Consider the following 16,979-nt stretch of genomic DNA (forward strand, 5'->3'; position numbering starts at 1 on the left):
TCCGGGAGAAGAGCCTGCCCTCGCGAAGGCGGGGATGGCGCGCAGCGACGGATGAGGGAATGAGGTGTCCGCTTGCAGTAAATGCCGATGGCGAGTCATTGCCATTCACCCATCCGTCCTCCGGGCACCTTGTCCCGGAGGGAGAAGGGAAAAACCTCCGCATCAGTGACCACGGAGATTTGCTGTTGCTTCTAAGAGCAAAGCAAATCCCCTCAATCCCCCTTTACAAGGGGAGGCAAAGCCAGAGCCTTTCCCGTTTCCCGTTTCCCGTTTCCCGTTTCCCGTTTCCCAATTCCCAATTCCCAATTCGCCGCTCACCACCACGCTGCTAGACTCTTACCTCACCTGAAAATGCCATTTCCCATGCAAATCAGCCTGCTCAAAACCAAGATTCATCGCGCCACCGTCACCCACGCCGAACTGAACTATGAAGGTTCCATCGCCATCGATGGCCTGTTGCTGGACGCCAGCGGCATCCGCGAGTTCGAACAGGTGCATATCTGGGATGTGACCAACGGCGCGCGCTTCTCCACTTACGCCATCCGTGCCGATGAAGGCAGCGGCATCGTTTCGCTCAACGGCGGTGCAGCGCGGCATGTGCAGATCGGTGATCTCATCATCATCGCTGCGTTTGCCGGCATGAGTGAGGAAGAAGCGGCGCGTTTCCAGCCCAAGCTGATCTACGTGGATGGGCAGAACAAGATCACCCACACCAACCATTCCATTCCCAAGCAGGCCGCATGAACACGAAGCCGGGTTTCGATGTATTGCAGTCCCATGCGGAGCGCCTTCGCGGCGCTAGCCTGCCGGCGCTGCTGAAGCAGGACCCGGCCCGTGCGCACGACTTCGCATTGCGTGCAGGTCCGCTATACGTCAATTTCGCAAGACAGTTCTACGACCGCGAGGCGCTGAATACGCTGCTGACGATGGGCGAAGCGCGCGATCTGCCTACCGCGTTCCGCCGCCTGTTCGACGGCGAGAAGGTCAACGTCACGGAAGGTCGCGCAGCCCTGCACACCGCATTGCGCGGCAATCATTCCGATTCGGCGGTAGCGCGCGCGGCTTTCGCTTCGGCCACTGAGGTCCGCGGTCGCATGGCGACGTTGATCGCCGAGCTGCAGGCCAGCAACATCACTGACATCGTCAGCGTTGGCATCGGCGGCTCCGATCTAGGCCCGCGTCTAGTGGCCGATGCGCTGCGCGATCCGGCGTCGGGCCGTTTCCGCGTGCATTTCCTGTCCAACGTCGACGGCGCCGCCGCGCAGCGCGTGCTGGCACCGCTGGACCCTGCGCGCACCGCGGCCATTCTGATTTCCAAGACCTTCGGAACCCAGGAAACCCTGCTCAATGGCGGCATCCTGCGCGATTGGCTGGGTGGCAGCGAACGTCTATACGCCGTCAGCGCCAATCCCGAACGTGCGGCGAGCGCGTTCGACATCGCAGCTGAGCGCGTGCTGCCGATGTGGGATTGGGTGGGTGGACGCTATTCGTTGTGGTCGGCCGTCGGTTTGCCGATCGCGTTGGCGATCGGCTTCGACCGCTTTGAGGGACTGCTGGCTGGCGCCTCTGACTTCGATGCCCATGCGTTGAAATCGCCGCTTGCCGAGAATATCGCGGTGCGTCACGCGCTGACCGCCGTGTGGAACCGCAATGCGCTGGGTCACGCGGCGCAGGGCGTGATGAGCTATGACCAACGCTTGGCGTTATTACCGGCTTATCTGCAGCAACTGGTAATGGAAAGCCTGGGTAAGCGAGTGCGCTTGGATGGCAGTCCGGTCACGGTCGACACCGTGCCGGTTTGGTGGGGTGGCGCGGGTACCGATGTACAGCACAGTTTCTTCCAGGCATTGCATCAGGGCACTGGGATCGTGCCGCTGGATTTCGTGGGTACCGTAAGCAACGACGATTCATACGCGGAAAACCACCTGGCGTTGATGTCCAATCTGCTGGCGCAGAGCGAAGCGCTGGCTAATGGTCAGGCCAACGATGACCCGCACCGCAGCTATCCGGGTGGCCGTCCCAGCACAATGATCTTGCTTGACGCACTGACTCCGCAATCGCTGGGCGCGCTGATCGCGATGTATGAGCACAGCGTCTACGCGCAGTCGGTGCTGTGGGGCATCAACGCGTTCGATCAGTTTGGTGTCGAATTGGGTAAGGAGTTGGCGAGCGGTCTGTTGCCGGCGTTGAAGGGTGAGGCCGAGCCGGGCGATCCGGTCACACGTGCGTTGCTGTCGGAGATCAATGCACGCTCGCGTTAACCACACGCAGGGCGGAGCTTGTGCTTGTACTCCCTTGAGGGCTCCGCTACTTCTATTTTTTTGTTTGTTATGTGCAGATCGAAGAGCAGCCGAGCAAGCTCGGCTCTACGACAGGCCACGAATCAAGTCTTGTGGGAGCGACGTAAGTCGCGACGTTGATGTTTCCGGTCGCGACTCACGTCGCTCCCACAAGGACGCGATTCTGCGCGGCCCTGGTTCTACGCTTGATGCTGCGTCAACGCCCAAGCCACATGCTCCCGCACCAGGGGTGATGGATCATCCCGACGTGAAGCAAGTGCGGTCAATACCGACGGCGTAGCAGGGGCATTACCTAACGCCACAGCGATATTGCGCAACCAGCGTTCGTAACCGCTGCGGCGGATCGCCGAGCCTTCGGTGCGATGAAGGAATTCCTCTTCCGTCCAAGCGAACAGCTGCGGCAGCGTAGCGGTGTCCAGGTCGTTGCGCGCACGGAAATCGGGCTCGTCAGTGCGCTTGGCGAACTTGTTCCAAGGGCACACCAACTGGCAATCATCACAACCAAAAATACGGTTGCCGATAGCGGGCCGTAGCTCCTCCGGAATCGCACCTTCGTGTTCGATGGTCAGATAGGAAATGCAGCGGCGCGCATCCAGTCGATACGGCGCGGTGATCGCCTGGGTAGGGCAGATATCTATACAGCGGGTGCAGGTGCCGCAATGCGCACTAGCGGGTGGATCGATTGGCAACGGTAGATCGACATAGATCTCACCCAGGAAGAACCAGGAGCCACCATCCTTGTCGATCAAGCATGTGTGCTTGCCGATCCAGCCCAGCCCCGCATTGCGTGCCAGCGCACGTTCCAGCACGGGCGCCGAATCGACGAAAACGCGGTGGCCAAAGGGTCCCACTTCCGCTTGGATGCGCTCTGCCAGCTTCTGCAAGCGTTGCCGCATCAGCTTGTGATAATCGCGACCCAGTGCATAACGCGCGACATAGGCGCGTTCGCCTTCGTGCAATGTATTCCAGGCATCATCGCTATCGTTGCGGCCATAGTCCAAGCCAACCGAAATCACCCGCAATGTGCCGGGGATCAGTTCGTCCGGCCGGGCGCGCTTGTCGCCGTGGCGTGCCATCCATTCCATCGAGCCGTACAACCCCTGTGCCAGCCAATCGCGCAGGTGGTGTTCGTCTTCGGCCAATTCGATGCCGGTGATGCCGCAGCGCTGGAAGCCCAACTCGCGCGCGAGCGTCCGCACACGCTGGGCGAGAGCGGCGGGGTCGGGCGTGCGGGCAGGCAGCGAAGACATGTGGGAAGTATAGAAGCCAGCGGATAAACCCTGGCCGATGGGTGTGGGTGGTCGGTAAAATATCGGGCTTTTGCCCCCTTTTAGAAGGGGGCTACGGGGGATTTGCTGTTGCTTCTAAAGAGCAAAAAGCAAATCCCCCTCAATTCCCCTTTTAACAAGGGGGAGGCAAACGCGGAGCCTTCCCTGCTCACCGCTTCCCCATTCCCCATTCCCCATTCCCGCTAGAATCAGCACCATGTCCGGCACCTTTCCTTTGTACGGTACCCCTGCCGCGCGGCAGCTGGATTCATGCGCTACGGAGCTGTTGGGGGGCGATGGCTATACCTTGATGCAGCGTGCCGGACTGGCCGCCTGGCAATACCTGTTGCTGCACTGGCCACACGCGCAATCCATAGTGGTGGTCTGCGGACCGGGCAACAATGGCGGCGATGGCTATGTGCTGGCGTGGTTGGCGCGCCGCTCGGGTCGCACCGTGCAGGTGGTACACCTGCCTTCACATTCTCCCCGCAGCGAACTGGCTCAGCGCGCTTGTACAGAATATGTTGCGGCGGGCGGGCAAGTGGAACTGTTCCGAGCAGCGCTGCCGCCGGCCGATATAGTCGTCGACGGATTATTCGGGATCGGTTTTGCGCGCGCGCCGGATGCGGAATCGTTGGCGCTGATTGGGGCGATCAACGCGCAGGCAGTGCCGGTATTTTCGTTGGACGTTCCCAGCGGTGTCGATGCGGCTACCGGTGCGGTGCCGGGTGTCGCCGTTATCGCCAATCGGACATTGCAGTTCATCGCACGGCACGTGGGTCTGTATACCGGCGAAGCATTGGAATACACCGGCGCATTGGATATGGATGCGTTGGACGTGCCGCCCGCCAGCTTCGACCATGTAACGGCTTTCGCAAGTTTGCTGAGCGCCGATGCGCTGGCAGTGTGGTTGCTGCCACGCCGGCGCAATACCCATAAGGGCGAATCCGGACGCGTGCTTTGCATCGGAGGGGATCATGGCAGCGGCGGTGCGATCCTGCTTTGCGCGGAAGCAGCGTTGCGTAGCGGCGCCGGCTTGCTGAGCGTGGCGACCCGCGAAGCGCACGTTGCGCCGCTGCTTGCCCGCAGGCCGGAAGCGATGGCGCGTGCTGTGGAATCTGATCAGGACCTGCAGCCTTTACTGGAGCGCACCGACTGCATCGCGCTCGGTCCAGGATTGGGGCAGAGCGAATGGTCGCGCGCGGTCTTCCGTTTAGCGATGGACGCAGGCAAGCCACTGGTGATCGATGCCGATGGCTTGAATCTGCTAGCCGCCGCGCCCCGTCTTTTGCACGACGCCGTTCTGACCCCGCATCCAGGCGAAGCCGCGCGCTTGCTCGGAACTGATACCGCGGACGTGCAACGCGATCGCTTTACTGCCGCGCAGGCCATTGCCGATCGCTTCGGCGCCGCAGTGGTGCTGAAAGGTGCGGGAACGATAGTCGCGGCGCCGGAGCATATGCCGCGCGTGATCGATGCTGGCAACCCCGGCATGGCGGTGGGCGGCATGGGCGATGTATTGACCGGTGTGATTGCAGCTTTGCGCGGGCAAGGCCTGAATGCATTCGATGCGGCCAGCGCGGGCGCGCTGCTGCATTCGCTGGCCGGCGATGAGGCGGCTTGGGATGGGCAGCGCGGTTTACTGCCTTCCGATCTGATGCCGCATCTACGACGGTTGGCGAACCCGTAACAACCTGTTCAAAGTCTTGCTGCGCTTGCCATCTGGCGCGCGCGCAGCGCTCGCAATGCTCACGCATTCCTCATACAAGTTCTAGAATCGCGGCATGCGGATTCTTCTTTCTGATAGCGAAGCAACAGAGGCGCTGGGACGTGCGCTCGCGGCCACGCGGCCTGCGCAGGCCGTGGTGCATCTGCAAGGCGACCTGGGTGCGGGCAAGTCCACGTTGGCGCGCGCGATGCTGCGGGCGTTGGGCGTACAGGGCGCCATCCGCAGCCCCACTTACACCTTGGTAGAGCGCTACCCGCTGGAGCAGGGCGAAGCGTGGCACCTGGATCTTTACCGTATTGGCGACGCGGGTGAACTGGAATTCCTGGGGCTGGACGACGCCGTGGCGACGCTATGGCTGGTGGAATGGCCTGAGCGCGGTAGCGGCGGGATGCCTCCAGCCGATCTGCGAATCGAACTGGCGGTGGAGGCTTTGGGCCGGTCGGCGGTGCTGATCGCATTGTCGGAAGAAGGCTCCCGTTGGCTGGAGGTATTGGCGGATAACAGGCAGTTGCCGGGACCATCTGCCGCTGTCATGTAGGAACATCCGGCAGGTTACGGATTATTAAGGGAAAAATTCTTGCATTCCCAGCCGGATGGTGATTGAATCCGGCGCATGCGCATGGGGAATCCCACAACCCGTAGTTTCTGGCCGGCAGCAGCGATCCTTCTGTTGGCGGGGGTATCGGCCGGCGCCGGCGTTTTGCCGGCCTGGGCGGGTGAGGTGAGTGCGGTTCGTGTCAGTCACGGCGCCACGGGTACCCGCGCGGAAATCCAGCTACGGGGCAAGGGCGAATACAAGACGCTGTCGCTGGCAGGCCCTGATCGCTTGGTGGTTGATCTGCCCGCATCCAGCGCGGTGAAGGGACTCGCGCTACCAGCCGGAACCGGCATCATCAAATCCGTGCGTACCGGCCAACCGGCACCCGGCACCTTGCGCATCGTGTTTGATCTGGCTTCCCCGACGGTGCCGCTGAAACCGCGTATGGAGCCTGGCGACACCGGCGCACGACTAGTGATCGAATGGCCTGGCGATGGTCCGGCAACGAGCGCAACGGCGGCATCCAAACCCGCGACGCCTGCTTCGACCGCAGCTATCTCGCCTACTTCCCCGCAAACGACTTCGCCGGCACCGGTGGATCCGCAGGCTGAGGCGGCACGCGCTACCGCGGCCCTGAGCGCGCAGGTGGTCAAGGAGATGGCGCAGAACGCTCCGGCACCGCCGTCTTCATCGCCATCGCCCAGCCAACCATCGCCGCAAGCCATCCTCAATGGACAAGCGACCGCGAATCCGCCACCCGCACCAACCAGTGCTGCGTCCGCGCCTACTTACACCATTGCGACTGGCAAGCCGGAGCCGATTGGCGCGAACGCGGCTCTCAGCCAGGCTCAGACCACTGAACCAAGCGCTACCGTGCCCACCAAGCCGGCATCGGAAGTCCCGATGCAAACCGGCATGCGGCCACTGGTGATCGCCATTGACGCCGGACATGGCGGGCAGGACCCCGGCGCCATCGGCCCATCCGGCCGCTACGAAAAGCATGCCGTGCTGGCGATCTCCAAGGAGTTGGCGCGGCAGATCAACGCCACGCCGGGCATGCGCGCCTATCTGATCCGCGACAACGACGTGTATGTGGAACGGCCGCAGCGCGCGCGCAAGGCCAGGACGGCCAAAGCCGACATGTTCGTTTCCATCCATGCCGACGCCGCAGAGAACCGCTCCGCCGGCGGTTCGTCGGTTTATGTACTTTCAACGCGTGGTGCGTCCTCTCAGCATGCCCGTTGGCTGGCGGACCGGGAAAACGCTTCGGATCTTGTGGGCGGTGTGCGCTTGACCAAGGACACGCTGTCCAACGTCTTGTTGGATTTGGCGCAGAGCGGCCATATGAAGGCCTCGCAGGATGCCGCCGGCCACGTGCTGGATGGCCTCAAGCGTGTAGGCAAGACCCACAAGCCGCAAATCGAGTTCGCCAATTTCGAAGTGCTCCGCAATTCGGATATGCCGGCGATGTTGGTGGAGACCGGTTTCATCTCCAATCCCGACGAAGAAAAGCGCCTGTTCGATGCCGGTCATCAGCGAAAAGTCGCCGCCGCAGTGCTGAACGGCATTCAGTCCTATTTCACCAAGCAGCCACCGCCAGGCACGCTGTTCGCCGCGCGGGCACAGGCAGAAACAGAAGCCAAGTCGCGCAATGTCGCGGCCGGCGGCACGGCAGGCGCACCATAAGCGTTAATAGGCCTGAGCTCGGCTATCATCACAGCTGATTCCCGACGACGGCGCTAACGCGTCGCCCGAACGTGCCGATCCGCCCACCGTCCCAACATTCCCGCTTCGCAATCACCGCTGGCATAGGCAAGCCTATGCGCTCGCTGCGCCTCGGCGTGCGTAAAAAGGTGCGCCATCCCGTCAACGGCGAGGCTGTCAGCGTTGCCCGTGCTCACGGCGAGGCATTCATATGAGCATCCGTCAGCTTCCCGATACCCTGATCAATCAGATCGCCGCTGGCGAAGTCGTCGAACGTCCGGCTTCCGTTGTCAAGGAATTGGTCGAGAACGCTCTGGATGCCGGTGCTCGCCGGATCGATATCGATTTGGAAGAAGGCGGCGTGCGGCTGATCCGCATCCGCGACGATGGCGGCGGCATTGCGCCGGAAGAACTGCCGCTGGCCATATCGCGCCATGCCACCAGCAAGATCGCATCGCTGGACGACCTGGAATCGGTGGCCACACTGGGCTTCCGCGGTGAGGCATTGCCTTCCATCGCATCGGTCAGCCGTTTCATGCTGTCCTCGCGCCGGGCCAGCGATGAACATGGTGCGGCCCTGCAGGTGGAAGGAGGAAAAGTGAGTGACGTGGTTCCCAAGCCACATGCGATCGGCACCACTGTGGAAGTGCGCGAGCTTTTCTACAACGTGCCGGCGCGGCGCAAGTTTCTGCGCGCCGAGCGCACCGAGTTAGGCCATATCGAAGAGTGGTTGCGCTCACTCGCGCTGGCGCGTCCGGATATCGAGCTGCGCGTTTCCCATAATGGCAAGCCATCGCGGCGCTACAAGCCCGATGAATTGGAATCAGTAGCGCGTCTGAACGAAACGCTGGGCGAAGACTTTGCCCGTCAGGCGTTGCGCGTCGAGCACAGCGGCGCTGGTCTGCGCCTGCATGGCTGGATCGCGCAGCCCAGTTATTCGCGTGCCAGTGCGGATCAGCAATATGTGTACGTCAACGGCCGTTCGGTACGCGACCGCAACATCGCCCACGCGGTGAAGATGGCCTACCAGGATGTGCTGTTTCATGGCCGCCAACCTGCGTATGTACTGTTTCTGGAAATCGACCCCACCCGCGTCGACGTCAACGTGCATCCGGCCAAGCATGAAGTCCGCTTTCGTGACACGAGGCTGGTCCATGACTTCGTCTATCGCACGTTGCAGGATGCGCTGGCGGAAACACGCGCCGGTGCGGCGCCAGCGGTGATCTCGGCAGCCCTGCCGGCGGCCGGACATGCTTCGCCATCTTCCTGGATGCCTACGCAGCAATCGCCATTGGGACTGCGGATAGCCGAAGCGCCTGCCGCTTATACGGCCTTGTACGCCATGCCTTCCTCTGTACTTGACAGTTCAGCGGATGCGGCGACCGGAGCGCTGTCGTACAGGCCATCCATGCAGACAGCCGCGATGCCGGCAACGGACCCCGACGGTATCCCGCCGCTGGGTTTCGCTATCGCGCAGCTGCACGGCATCTACATTCTGGCTGAGAACGCCGACGGTTTGATTGTGGTGGACATGCACGCCGCCCACGAGCGCATCGGCTACGAAAAACTCAAATCCGCGCACGACGGCATCGGCCTGCGCTCGCAACCATTGCTGGTGCCGCTGAATATGGCCGTCGCCGAACGCGAGGCCGACGCAGCCGAACGCGAGGCGGAGACGCTGGCGGCACTCGGCTTCGACGTCACCCGCAGCGGTCCGCAATCCTTGAGCGTACGCAGCGTGCCCGCGCTGCTGGCGCAGGCCGATCCCGAAGCACTGCTGCGCGATGTGCTGACCGATCTGCGCGAACATGGCGAAAGCCTGCGCATCGCCGCCGCGCGCGATGAACTGCTGTCGACGATGGCCTGCCATGGTGCGGTGCGCGCGAACCGCCGGCTGACCGTTCCCGAGATGAATGCGTTACTGCGCGAGATGGAAATCACCGAGCGCTCTGGCCAATGCAATCATGGCCGCCCGACCTGGGCGCATTTTTCTGTTGCTGAAATTGACCGCTGGTTCCTGCGAGGACGATGACATGGGGTGTGGCAAGTGGCTGGGGACGATAGCGTTGTCGATGTTGCTGGCCGGGTGCGGCCAAGACGGACCGGCGCAAGGAACGGGGCAAGCAGGCGAAGCGGCATCCACGCCAAAAGCTGCCGATGCGCAGTTTCTGGCAGATAACGCCGCATGGCGCAAACAGCGCGAAGAAGAACTGCGGAAGCCGGACGGCTGGACCAGTCTGGTTGGCCTGCATTGGCTGGAGCTCAAAGCGCATTACATCGGCAGTGGCACCGGCAACGGTATCAAGCTGGCGGTCGGACCGGACAAGATGGGCATGTTGACCCGGCAGGGAGGCCGTATCTTCTTCACCCCGGAGCGCGGTGCGGCGCTGACGTTGAATGGCGAACCGTTGAAGGGCAGGGTGGAACTCCAAAGCGATCACGGTGAATTGCCCAGCGTGATCGGTTTCGATGAGGGCAAGGGCAGCCTGACGATAATCGAGCGCGGCGGCCGCCATGCGTTGCGGGTGAAGCACGCGGATGCGGAGACGCGCCTGAACTTCATCGGCCTGGATTACTGGCCGGTGGACCCGGCGTGGCAGATCGAAGGCCGCTTTGTTCCTCATCCGGCTGGCAAGACCATGGCGATTGGCGACATCATCGGCATTACCACCGAATTGCCCAATGCAGGCGTGGTGGAGTTCACCCGCGACGGCGCGACTTATCGCCTGGAAACCATCGGACAGCCAGGTGGTCCGCTGTTTATCGTATTGGCGGACGGCACCAGCGGCCACGGCAGTTATCCGGCAGGCCGGTTCCTGGATGTAGCGGCCCCGGTGGATGGCAAAGTGGTGCTGGACTTCAACCGCGCCTATAGCCCGCCTTGCGCCTTCACTCCTTATGCGACGTGTCCGCTGCCGCCGCCAGAAAATCGGTTGAACGTGGCCATCACCGCCGGCGAAAAAACCTACGCCAAGCCTATCGCCATTCAATGACAGGGATGTTCATGTTGAAACGACTGCTTTCCATCAAGCCGCTGCTGCTGGCTGCGCTGATCGCCACGACTTTCGCAGCGGGTGCCGATGCCGATTCACCCGCGCGGCCAGAAGCCAAAGCAACGCCGCCCGTGCCGCTGCTGTGGAAGGTATCCGATCAAGATAATGCGGTGTACCTGCTGGGTTCATTCCATCTGTTGCGGCCAAGCGACTATCCGTTGTCGGGCGACGTGAGCGCAGCATTCGAAGACGCGGAAGCGGTGGTGTTCGAGCTTTCGCCGGCAGAGATGGCGTCGTCCGCGCTGCCGACGCAGATGATGCAGGCGGCACTGCGCCAGGACGGCAAAAGCTTGCAAGACGATCTGGATGCCGCCACTTGGCAGAAGCTGCAGAACTACGCCAACCAAAACAACCTGCCGCTAGCCAACTTCGCAACCTTCGAACCGTGGTTCGTCGGTCTGTCCATCAGCATTCTGGAAATGACCAAGCAGGGCCTGGATCCGAAGCTCGGCTTGGATACCCACTTCATGGAGATCGCCAAGAAAGCCGGCAAGCCAACCGACGGCTTGGAACTGGCGGGCGATCAGATCCGCATGCTGGACGGCATGGATGCGGTTGAACAACGCCAGTTCATTGCTGAAGCCCTGGAGCAGGCGGAGAAGGGACCGGCCGAGATGGAAGCCCTGCATCGCGCTTGGCGCAACGGCGACGCCGACCTGCTGTGGAGCAAGATGGCTGGTGACATGAAGCGTGAGTATCCACGCCTTTATCAGCGCATCAACGTCGACCGCAATGACGCATGGCTGCCAAAGATCCAGCAGCGCCTGTCGCAATCCGATTCCGACGACACCCTGGTCGTCGTCGGCGCCCTGCATCTGCTGGGTAGCGATGGCGTGGTCGAAAAACTGCGCGGGAAAGGCTACAAGGTGGAGCGGGTTTGTTCTGTTTGTGAGAGCGAAATAAAGAGATGAAGCAGAACCGAGCCGATAAAATCGGTCTCTCTTTTCGCTCGGGCCCCACTGGGCGAAATGCACAGGCCGATAGAGCGGCGCCCTCATCCATGTGGCGGTTGTTTTACCACGCAAGGGTTCTATCGCAATGAATGAGCCCGTAGAGCTGTACGCACAGGCCATCGCAGCTCTCAATCGCGGCGAATGGCAGAAAGCTCAATCCTTGGCCATGGCCCTTTTGAAGCAGGCGCCTCATCACGCGGGAGTTCACTACGTGGCAGGGGCCGCCGCATTGCAACTGGGACAAATGCCTCTTGCCGCGGAACTTTCGCGGCGCGCGGTATCCCTTAATCCGAAACGTGCCGACTATGCAGCTCAACTGGCACGAGTACTTGCTGTTGGACGTTTCATCCGTGAAGCCGTTGAGATAGCGGACAAAGCGATGGCACTCGCGCCCGAGGATCCTCTCACTCTAGATACGTTGGGAGTCGTGTATACGCAGGCCAATGAACATGGAAAGGCCATCAAGGTCTTCGAGCGCGCGGCGGCGCTGATGCCAGATCGCGCCAGCTACCGTTTCAATCTGGCCACATCGTTGACCTTTTCTGGACGAATCGATGAGGCCGAACGCGAGCACCGGTCCTGCCTTCAGCTTGATCCAAAGTACTGGAAGGCATATCTCGCACTATCCCAGCTGCGTCGCCAGACCGAGTCCTCCAACCATGTGAGCTGGTTCGAATCCGTTCTGCCCTCCGCGGAGCACCACGCCGATGCCTTGATGTATCTGCACCTGGCGCTGGCCAAGGAGTACGAGGACTTGGGCCGTTACGAAACCGCTTTCGAGCATCTGACGAAAGGAAAATCAGCCAATCGTGCGAATCGGGGCTATTCGACGGAGCACGACGAAGTGTTATTCAAGGCGTTGGCCGGAACACCTGTTGCGCCGTTAGCCTCAGGAAGCCAGAGTCGCGAACCTATCTTCGTCATTGGCATGCCGCGGTCCGGCACTACTTTGGTTGAACGGATACTATCCAGCCATCCGCAAGTGCATTCGGCAGGCGAGTTGCAGAATTTCGGCGTGATGCTCAAGCGTGCAACGGTCAGCCGGACGCCACAGATGTTGGATCTGGATACCGTGGCGCGCGCGAAGGACATCGACTGGCGTCGCCTGGGCGATGCCTATGTGGCAAGTACGCGGCCAGGTACCGGGCATACCCCACATTTTGTGGACAAGCTGCCGCACAATTTTCTTTATGCCGGGTTTATCGCGTCGGCGCTGCCGAACGCAAAGATCATCTGCCTGCGGCGCAACCCTATGGATACGTGCTTGAGCAATTTCAGGCAGCTATTTGCCCAAACATCACCCTATTACGATTATTCGTTCGATCTGATGGATACCGGCCGCTACTACCTGCTGTTCGAGCAGCTTATGGCGCACTGGAAGCAAGTGATTCCCGGTCGGATATTGGAGATCGACTACGAAAGTATCGTGGAAGACCAGGAGGGAAGTACACGACGCCTGCTGGATTTCTGCGGCCTGCCTTGGGACGATGCATGCCTCCGCTTCCACGACAACCAGGCGCCTGTGGCGACCGCTAGCGCGGTCCAAGTCCGGGCACCCATGTACAGATCGGCGCTGCAACGGTGGAAGCGATATGAAAGTCAGCTGAGTGAATTGCGCGACTTACTTGAGAAGGCGGGAACAGCGATCTGATTCACACCATCCGGATGCAATCCACCGGGCAAGCCGGTACGCACAGTTCGCAGCCGGTGCATAGCGGTTCAATCACCACATGCATGTGCTTGGCGCCGCCGATGATGGCGTCGACGGGGCAGACTTGGATGCATTTGGTGCAGCCAATGCAGTCTGCTTCCACAATCACTGCAACTTCGGGCTCCTTGTGCACGCCGCGGCTGCGGTCGTAAGGCAAAGGCGAGACACCCAACACATTGGACAACAGCCGCGCGCCGTCATCGCCTCCCGGCGGGCAGCGATCAACCTGCGCTTCTCCCCGCGCCATGGCTTCGGCATAGGGGCGGCAGCCGTCGAAACCGCATTGGCCGCACTGGGTCTGCGGCAATAGGCGGTCAAGGCGTTCGGTCAGGTCGGTGTTGTCGGACATCGTCACTGAAGCGTACAGCGGTCTGGTTGCTGCGTGCTGGATATCGGCGCGTTGGGCATGTTCAAGCGATCCGCCGGCCGCGATACCAGCGTTGCTGGACGAGCGCGAGCATTCCGCGGTCCTCGCGGCTGTCGCCATAAGCGTAGGTCGCCTGATACTGCTGGATATCGTACCGGTCGCGTATCCGCCGCACCTTGTCTGCACCGCAGTCACCGTCACGATAGTGGCCGGTCAGTTGTCCGTTCTTGGCCTCCAGCGCATTGCAGATCACCGCCAAGCCGCGCTCGGCGCACCATGGCTGCAAGTAGACGTCTAACGAACCGGAAACCACCACCACCGTATGTCCTTGGGACTGGTGCCAACCGATGCGCCGCTCCATGTCCGGCCGCAACCATGCGGGAAGCTTCGCGCGCGCGAAAAGGGCGCCTGCTTCGCGAATATCGTCTTCGTTTCCGCCCTGGAAAGCGAATCGGGTGACTCGTGCCCGCAGCCGTTGGGCCGACACCAGGCCCATGCGATAGCCCGCCAGCATCGGGCCGATGTGCCAGCGTGCCCGGGCCAGTTGCTCCGGGCGGGCAATGTGGCGCAGGAAACGGCCGTAGGTATCCACCGTGGTGATGGTGTGATCGAAATCGAACAGGGCCAGGCTCATGGGTAACGACGCGATTCGCAGCTCAAAAACGGAGCGGGACTACGCGTTGTAGCAAGGGCCGCTCAGCGTACCGGCATACCTGGCTGCGCGCCGCTGTCGGCATCCAGCAGGGCCAGCGCGCCGCCATCGAAACCAGCCGACAGGATCATCCCTTCGCTGATGCCAAAGCGCATCTTGCGCGGCGCAAGATTGGCGATGAACACCACGCTGCGGCCCACCAGTTTTTCAGGTTCGTCATAGCTGGCACGGATGCCGGAAAAAATCTGCCGCTTGCCAAGTTCGCCAGCGTCCAACTCGAACCGCAGCAGCTTGTCCGAACCTTCGACGAACTCGCAGGCCAGGACTTTACCGATGCGCAGATCGAGCTTGGCGAAGTCGTCGATGCCGATGAAGTTGCTGGCACTATCCTTTGCAGGAGTCGTACCGGCATGCCGGTACGGGTCAGTCGCGATACCTTTTTCGGAGGACGGCTTGCTTGCGACTGGCTTCGCTTCTACTGTCGCTGTGACGGGGGCAAGGGTGTCTTTGGAAGCTTCGGTCATGGCATCAATCAGTTTGGTGTCGATACGGGTGAATAGCGGCGAATAAGATTTTATGTCGTGTGCAAGCATCGGAGCATCCAGGTCGCGCCAGGCGTAGACCGGTGCGGCAAGGAACTCCTCGGCTTGGGCAGCGGTGCGTGGCAGCACCGGTTTCAGTGCGGCAGCCAGTACACGGAACAAGTTCAAGCCTTGGGTGCAAACGGCCTGCAGTTCGGTGTCGGCGCCTTCCTGCTTGGCGATCACCCAAGGCTTCTTGTCGTCGATATAGCGATTGGCTTCATCAGCCAATGCCATGGTCTGGCGAATCGCGGAAGCCGGATCATTACGCTCGTAGGCTTCGCGGATCGGCGCCAAGGCTGCGACGAAGCGATCATAAGCAGCCGGATCGGGTAGAGCACCGGCTAATGTCCCGCCGAAACGTTTGTCGACGAAACCGGCGCAGCGGCTGGCCAGATTCACGAACTTGCCCACCAGGTCCGCATTCACGCGTGCAGTGAAATCGCCCAGGTTCAAGTCCAGATCGTCGACGCCACCCGAGGACTTTGCGGCGTAGTAATAGCGCAGCGCTTCAGGCTCCAGGCCCACATCCAGATAGGTGCGCGCCATAACGAACGTTCCGCGCGACTTCGACATCTTGGCGCCGTCCACCGTCAGGTAGCCGTTGACGTGCAGGCGGGTCGGCGCGCGAAAGCCCACGCCGTGCAGCACGGCAGGCCAGAACAGGCCATGGAAGTTGACGATGTCCTTGCCGATGAAATGGTGCAGCTCGGTTTGGGTGCCGGCCACCAGATGCGATTCGAAATCCAGGCCGTTGCGCTGGCACAGCGTCTTGAAGCTGCTCAGGTAACCGATAGGCGCATCCAGCCAGACATAGAAATACTTGCCGGGAGCGCTGGGAATCTCGAAGCCGAAATAAGGCGCATCGCGCGAGATATCCCACGCGCGCAAGCCGCCTTCCGCATCCAACCATTCCATCAATTTGGACTTGACGCCGGGCAGGGCGACATCGCCTTTCAGCCATTCACGCAGAAACGGCTGGAAGCCGCCTACTTCGAAGAAATAGTGCTCCGAATCGCGGATCTCGGGCGTGGCGCCGGACACTACCGACTTCGGCTCCTTCAGATCGGTCGGCGCATAGGTGGCGCCGCAGACCTCGCAGTTGTCGCCGTACTGGTCGGCCGATCCGCAGTTGGGGCAAATGCCCTTGATGTAGCGGTCGGGCAGGAACATGCCTTTGGCTGGGTCGTAAAACTGGGCCACGCTGCGCTTGGCGATGTGGCCGCCGGCTTCCAACTTGGCGTAGAAGGTTTCGGTCAGTTCGCGGTTGATGCGCGAATGGGTGGAGTCGTAGTGGTCGAAGTCCACGCCGAAAGCAGCGAAGTCGCGTTCGTGGCTGGCCTGGACGTTGGCAATGAAGGCCTCCGGCGTCACACCGGCCTTTTCCGCAGCCAGCATGATCGGTGTGCCGTGGGTGTCATCGGCGCAGACGAAATAGGCCGTATTCCCTGCCAGGCGTCGGGCCCGCACCCAGATATCGGCCTGGATGTAGCCGACCAGATGGCCAAGGTGCAGCGGGCCGTTGGCGTAGGGCAGGGCAGTGGTGACGAGTGCGGTGCGGCTCATGGCGGATGTCGTGCGGGAGAACGCCGATTATCGCATGGGGCGTATAGATGCCCAGATACGACTTGGCCCGGCGGTGCCGGGCCAAGCGGGTGTGCTTGTTTCAGGAGATTACTGGCGGACCCAGGTCTGCGATTTGCAGATGAAAGCGATGCAGCCGGAGACTTCAAGCTTCTTGCCGCCGTCGATCAGCTCCATCTTCGATTTGTAGACCTTGCCTTCGTCCGGTTTGAGGATGGTGCCGCCGCTGTACTCGTCGGCGCCGTCGGCTTTCATGCCGCGGATGATCTCCATGCCGGTAATGGGCTTGTTCTTGCGGTCGTCCTTGCACTTGTCGCAGACCGGGTTGGGCTTGCTGGGGTTCAGCAGCTCAACGATGCGGCCGCTGTACGTACCATTGCTGTTCTTGCTGATTTCGACGATGGATTTCTCCTTGCCGGTATCACTATCGATGGTCTTCCAACGGCCCACTGCGTCGGCGGCCGCGGCCGACATCGACAGAGCTATCAAAGGAGCAGCCAGGCAGGCGGCCATCAGTTTCTTGCGCATATTCCCCTCCC

At 61.5% G+C, this 16,979-nt stretch carries 14 protein-coding genes; 9 read left to right on the forward strand and 5 right to left on the reverse strand.

From position 1 onward, the window contains the following. Positions 1–363 precede the first annotated feature (363 nt). Both panD and pgi read left to right on the forward strand, forming a co-directional pair. Positions 364–744 carry an aspartate 1-decarboxylase gene (gene panD, locus AB6O04_RS14825; protein ID WP_368564858.1) on the forward strand — a complete coding sequence of 127 codons (381 nt, stop codon included), beginning with the start codon at positions 364–366 and terminating at the stop codon, positions 742–744. Beyond that, positions 741–2,261: a glucose-6-phosphate isomerase gene (gene pgi / locus AB6O04_RS14830; protein WP_368564859.1), complete on the forward strand. Its 1,521-nt coding sequence runs from the start codon at positions 741–743 to the stop codon at positions 2,259–2,261. The genes panD and pgi overlap by 4 nt, the downstream gene beginning before the upstream one ends. A gap of 218 nt (positions 2,262–2,479) precedes the next feature. Here the strand turns inward: pgi and queG are convergent, their stop codons facing one another. Then, positions 2,480–3,550 (reverse strand): tRNA epoxyqueuosine(34) reductase QueG, encoded by a 1,071-nt coding sequence (queG, locus tag AB6O04_RS14835; protein ID WP_368564860.1) that lies wholly within the window; start codon positions 3,548–3,550, stop codon positions 2,480–2,482. A 235-nt stretch (positions 3,551–3,785) separates the two neighbouring features. On the opposite strand from queG, the gene AB6O04_RS14840 reads away from it, so the two are divergent. The 7 genes from AB6O04_RS14840 (at position 3,786) to AB6O04_RS14870 (ending at position 13,196) form a co-directional block, all read left to right on the forward strand. Beyond that, entirely contained in the window at positions 3,786–5,258 is a 1,473-nt protein-coding gene (locus AB6O04_RS14840; RefSeq protein ID WP_368564861.1) for an NAD(P)H-hydrate dehydratase, read from the forward strand. 94 nt (positions 5,259–5,352) lie between these two features. Further along, positions 5,353–5,835: a tRNA (adenosine(37)-N6)-threonylcarbamoyltransferase complex ATPase subunit type 1 TsaE gene (gene tsaE / locus AB6O04_RS14845; RefSeq protein WP_368564862.1), complete on the forward strand. Its 483-nt coding sequence runs from the start codon at positions 5,353–5,355 to the stop codon at positions 5,833–5,835. Positions 5,836–5,916: 81 nt separating this feature from the next. After that, complete coding sequence (locus AB6O04_RS14850; RefSeq protein ID WP_368564863.1) at positions 5,917–7,521, forward strand: N-acetylmuramoyl-L-alanine amidase; 1,605 nt, start codon at positions 5,917–5,919, stop codon at positions 7,519–7,521. A 229-nt stretch (positions 7,522–7,750) separates the two neighbouring features. Then, the gene (gene mutL, locus AB6O04_RS14855; protein ID WP_368564865.1) at positions 7,751–9,571 is read left to right on the forward strand and encodes a DNA mismatch repair endonuclease MutL; all 1,821 of its coding nucleotides are present in this window, start codon (positions 7,751–7,753) and stop codon (positions 9,569–9,571) included. Between the two features lies 1 nt (position 9,572). Continuing rightward, positions 9,573–10,532 (forward strand): DUF1684 domain-containing protein, encoded by a 960-nt coding sequence (locus tag AB6O04_RS14860; RefSeq protein WP_368564867.1) that lies wholly within the window; start codon positions 9,573–9,575, stop codon positions 10,530–10,532. An 11-nt stretch (positions 10,533–10,543) separates the two neighbouring features. Next, complete coding sequence (locus AB6O04_RS14865; RefSeq protein WP_368564868.1) at positions 10,544–11,503, forward strand: TraB/GumN family protein; 960 nt, start codon at positions 10,544–10,546, stop codon at positions 11,501–11,503. Between the two features lie 91 nt (positions 11,504–11,594). Next, a complete protein-coding gene (locus tag AB6O04_RS14870) occupies positions 11,595–13,196 on the forward strand; it encodes a sulfotransferase (protein WP_368564869.1) in 1,602 nt (533 codons plus the stop codon). Between the two features lies 1 nt (position 13,197). Here AB6O04_RS14870 and rnfB read toward each other — a convergent pair whose 3' ends face one another. From rnfB to AB6O04_RS14890, 4 genes are all read right to left on the reverse strand, one after another. Next, a complete protein-coding gene (gene rnfB / locus AB6O04_RS14875; RefSeq protein ID WP_368564872.1) occupies positions 13,198–13,605 on the reverse strand; it encodes an Rnf electron transport complex subunit RnfB in 408 nt (135 codons plus the stop codon). Between the two features lie 61 nt (positions 13,606–13,666). Then, positions 13,667–14,257, reverse strand: coding sequence for an HAD family hydrolase (locus AB6O04_RS14880; protein ID WP_368564873.1), 591 nt, complete (start codon positions 14,255–14,257; stop codon positions 13,667–13,669). Between the two features lie 62 nt (positions 14,258–14,319). After that, positions 14,320–16,422, reverse strand: coding sequence for a methionine--tRNA ligase (metG, locus tag AB6O04_RS14885; protein WP_368564874.1), 2,103 nt, complete (start codon positions 16,420–16,422; stop codon positions 14,320–14,322). Between the two features lie 108 nt (positions 16,423–16,530). After that, positions 16,531–16,968, reverse strand: a complete 438-nt coding sequence (locus tag AB6O04_RS14890) for a DUF2147 domain-containing protein (RefSeq protein ID WP_368564875.1) — start codon at positions 16,966–16,968, stop codon at positions 16,531–16,533. Positions 16,969–16,979 lie beyond the last annotated feature (11 nt).

It is taken from the genome of Pseudoxanthomonas sp. UTMC 1351, from assembly GCF_040948865.1.
Classification (GTDB): Bacteria; Pseudomonadota; Gammaproteobacteria; order Xanthomonadales; family Xanthomonadaceae; genus Pseudoxanthomonas_A.

Coding starts and splice junctions, on each gene's coding strand:
- panD (WP_368564858.1), top strand. CDS start 364: ATGCAAATCAGCCTGCTCAAAACCAAGATTCATCGCGCCACCGTCACC.
- pgi (WP_368564859.1), top strand. CDS start 741: ATGAACACGAAGCCGGGTTTCGATGTATTGCAGTCCCATGCGGAGCGC.
- queG (WP_368564860.1), bottom strand. CDS start 3,550: ATGTCTTCGCTGCCTGCCCGCACGCCCGACCCCGCCGCTCTCGCCCAG.
- AB6O04_RS14840 (WP_368564861.1), top strand. CDS start 3,786: ATGTCCGGCACCTTTCCTTTGTACGGTACCCCTGCCGCGCGGCAGCTG.
- tsaE (WP_368564862.1), top strand. CDS start 5,353: ATGCGGATTCTTCTTTCTGATAGCGAAGCAACAGAGGCGCTGGGACGT.
- AB6O04_RS14850 (WP_368564863.1), top strand. CDS start 5,917: ATGGGGAATCCCACAACCCGTAGTTTCTGGCCGGCAGCAGCGATCCTT.
- mutL (WP_368564865.1), top strand. CDS start 7,751: ATGAGCATCCGTCAGCTTCCCGATACCCTGATCAATCAGATCGCCGCT.
- AB6O04_RS14860 (WP_368564867.1), top strand. CDS start 9,573: ATGGGGTGTGGCAAGTGGCTGGGGACGATAGCGTTGTCGATGTTGCTG.
- AB6O04_RS14865 (WP_368564868.1), top strand. CDS start 10,544: ATGTTGAAACGACTGCTTTCCATCAAGCCGCTGCTGCTGGCTGCGCTG.
- rnfB (WP_368564872.1), bottom strand. CDS start 13,605: ATGTCCGACAACACCGACCTGACCGAACGCCTTGACCGCCTATTGCCG.
- AB6O04_RS14880 (WP_368564873.1), bottom strand. CDS start 14,257: ATGAGCCTGGCCCTGTTCGATTTCGATCACACCATCACCACGGTGGAT.
- metG (WP_368564874.1), bottom strand. CDS start 16,422: ATGAGCCGCACCGCACTCGTCACCACTGCCCTGCCCTACGCCAACGGC.
- AB6O04_RS14890 (WP_368564875.1), bottom strand. CDS start 16,968: ATGCGCAAGAAACTGATGGCCGCCTGCCTGGCTGCTCCTTTGATAGCT.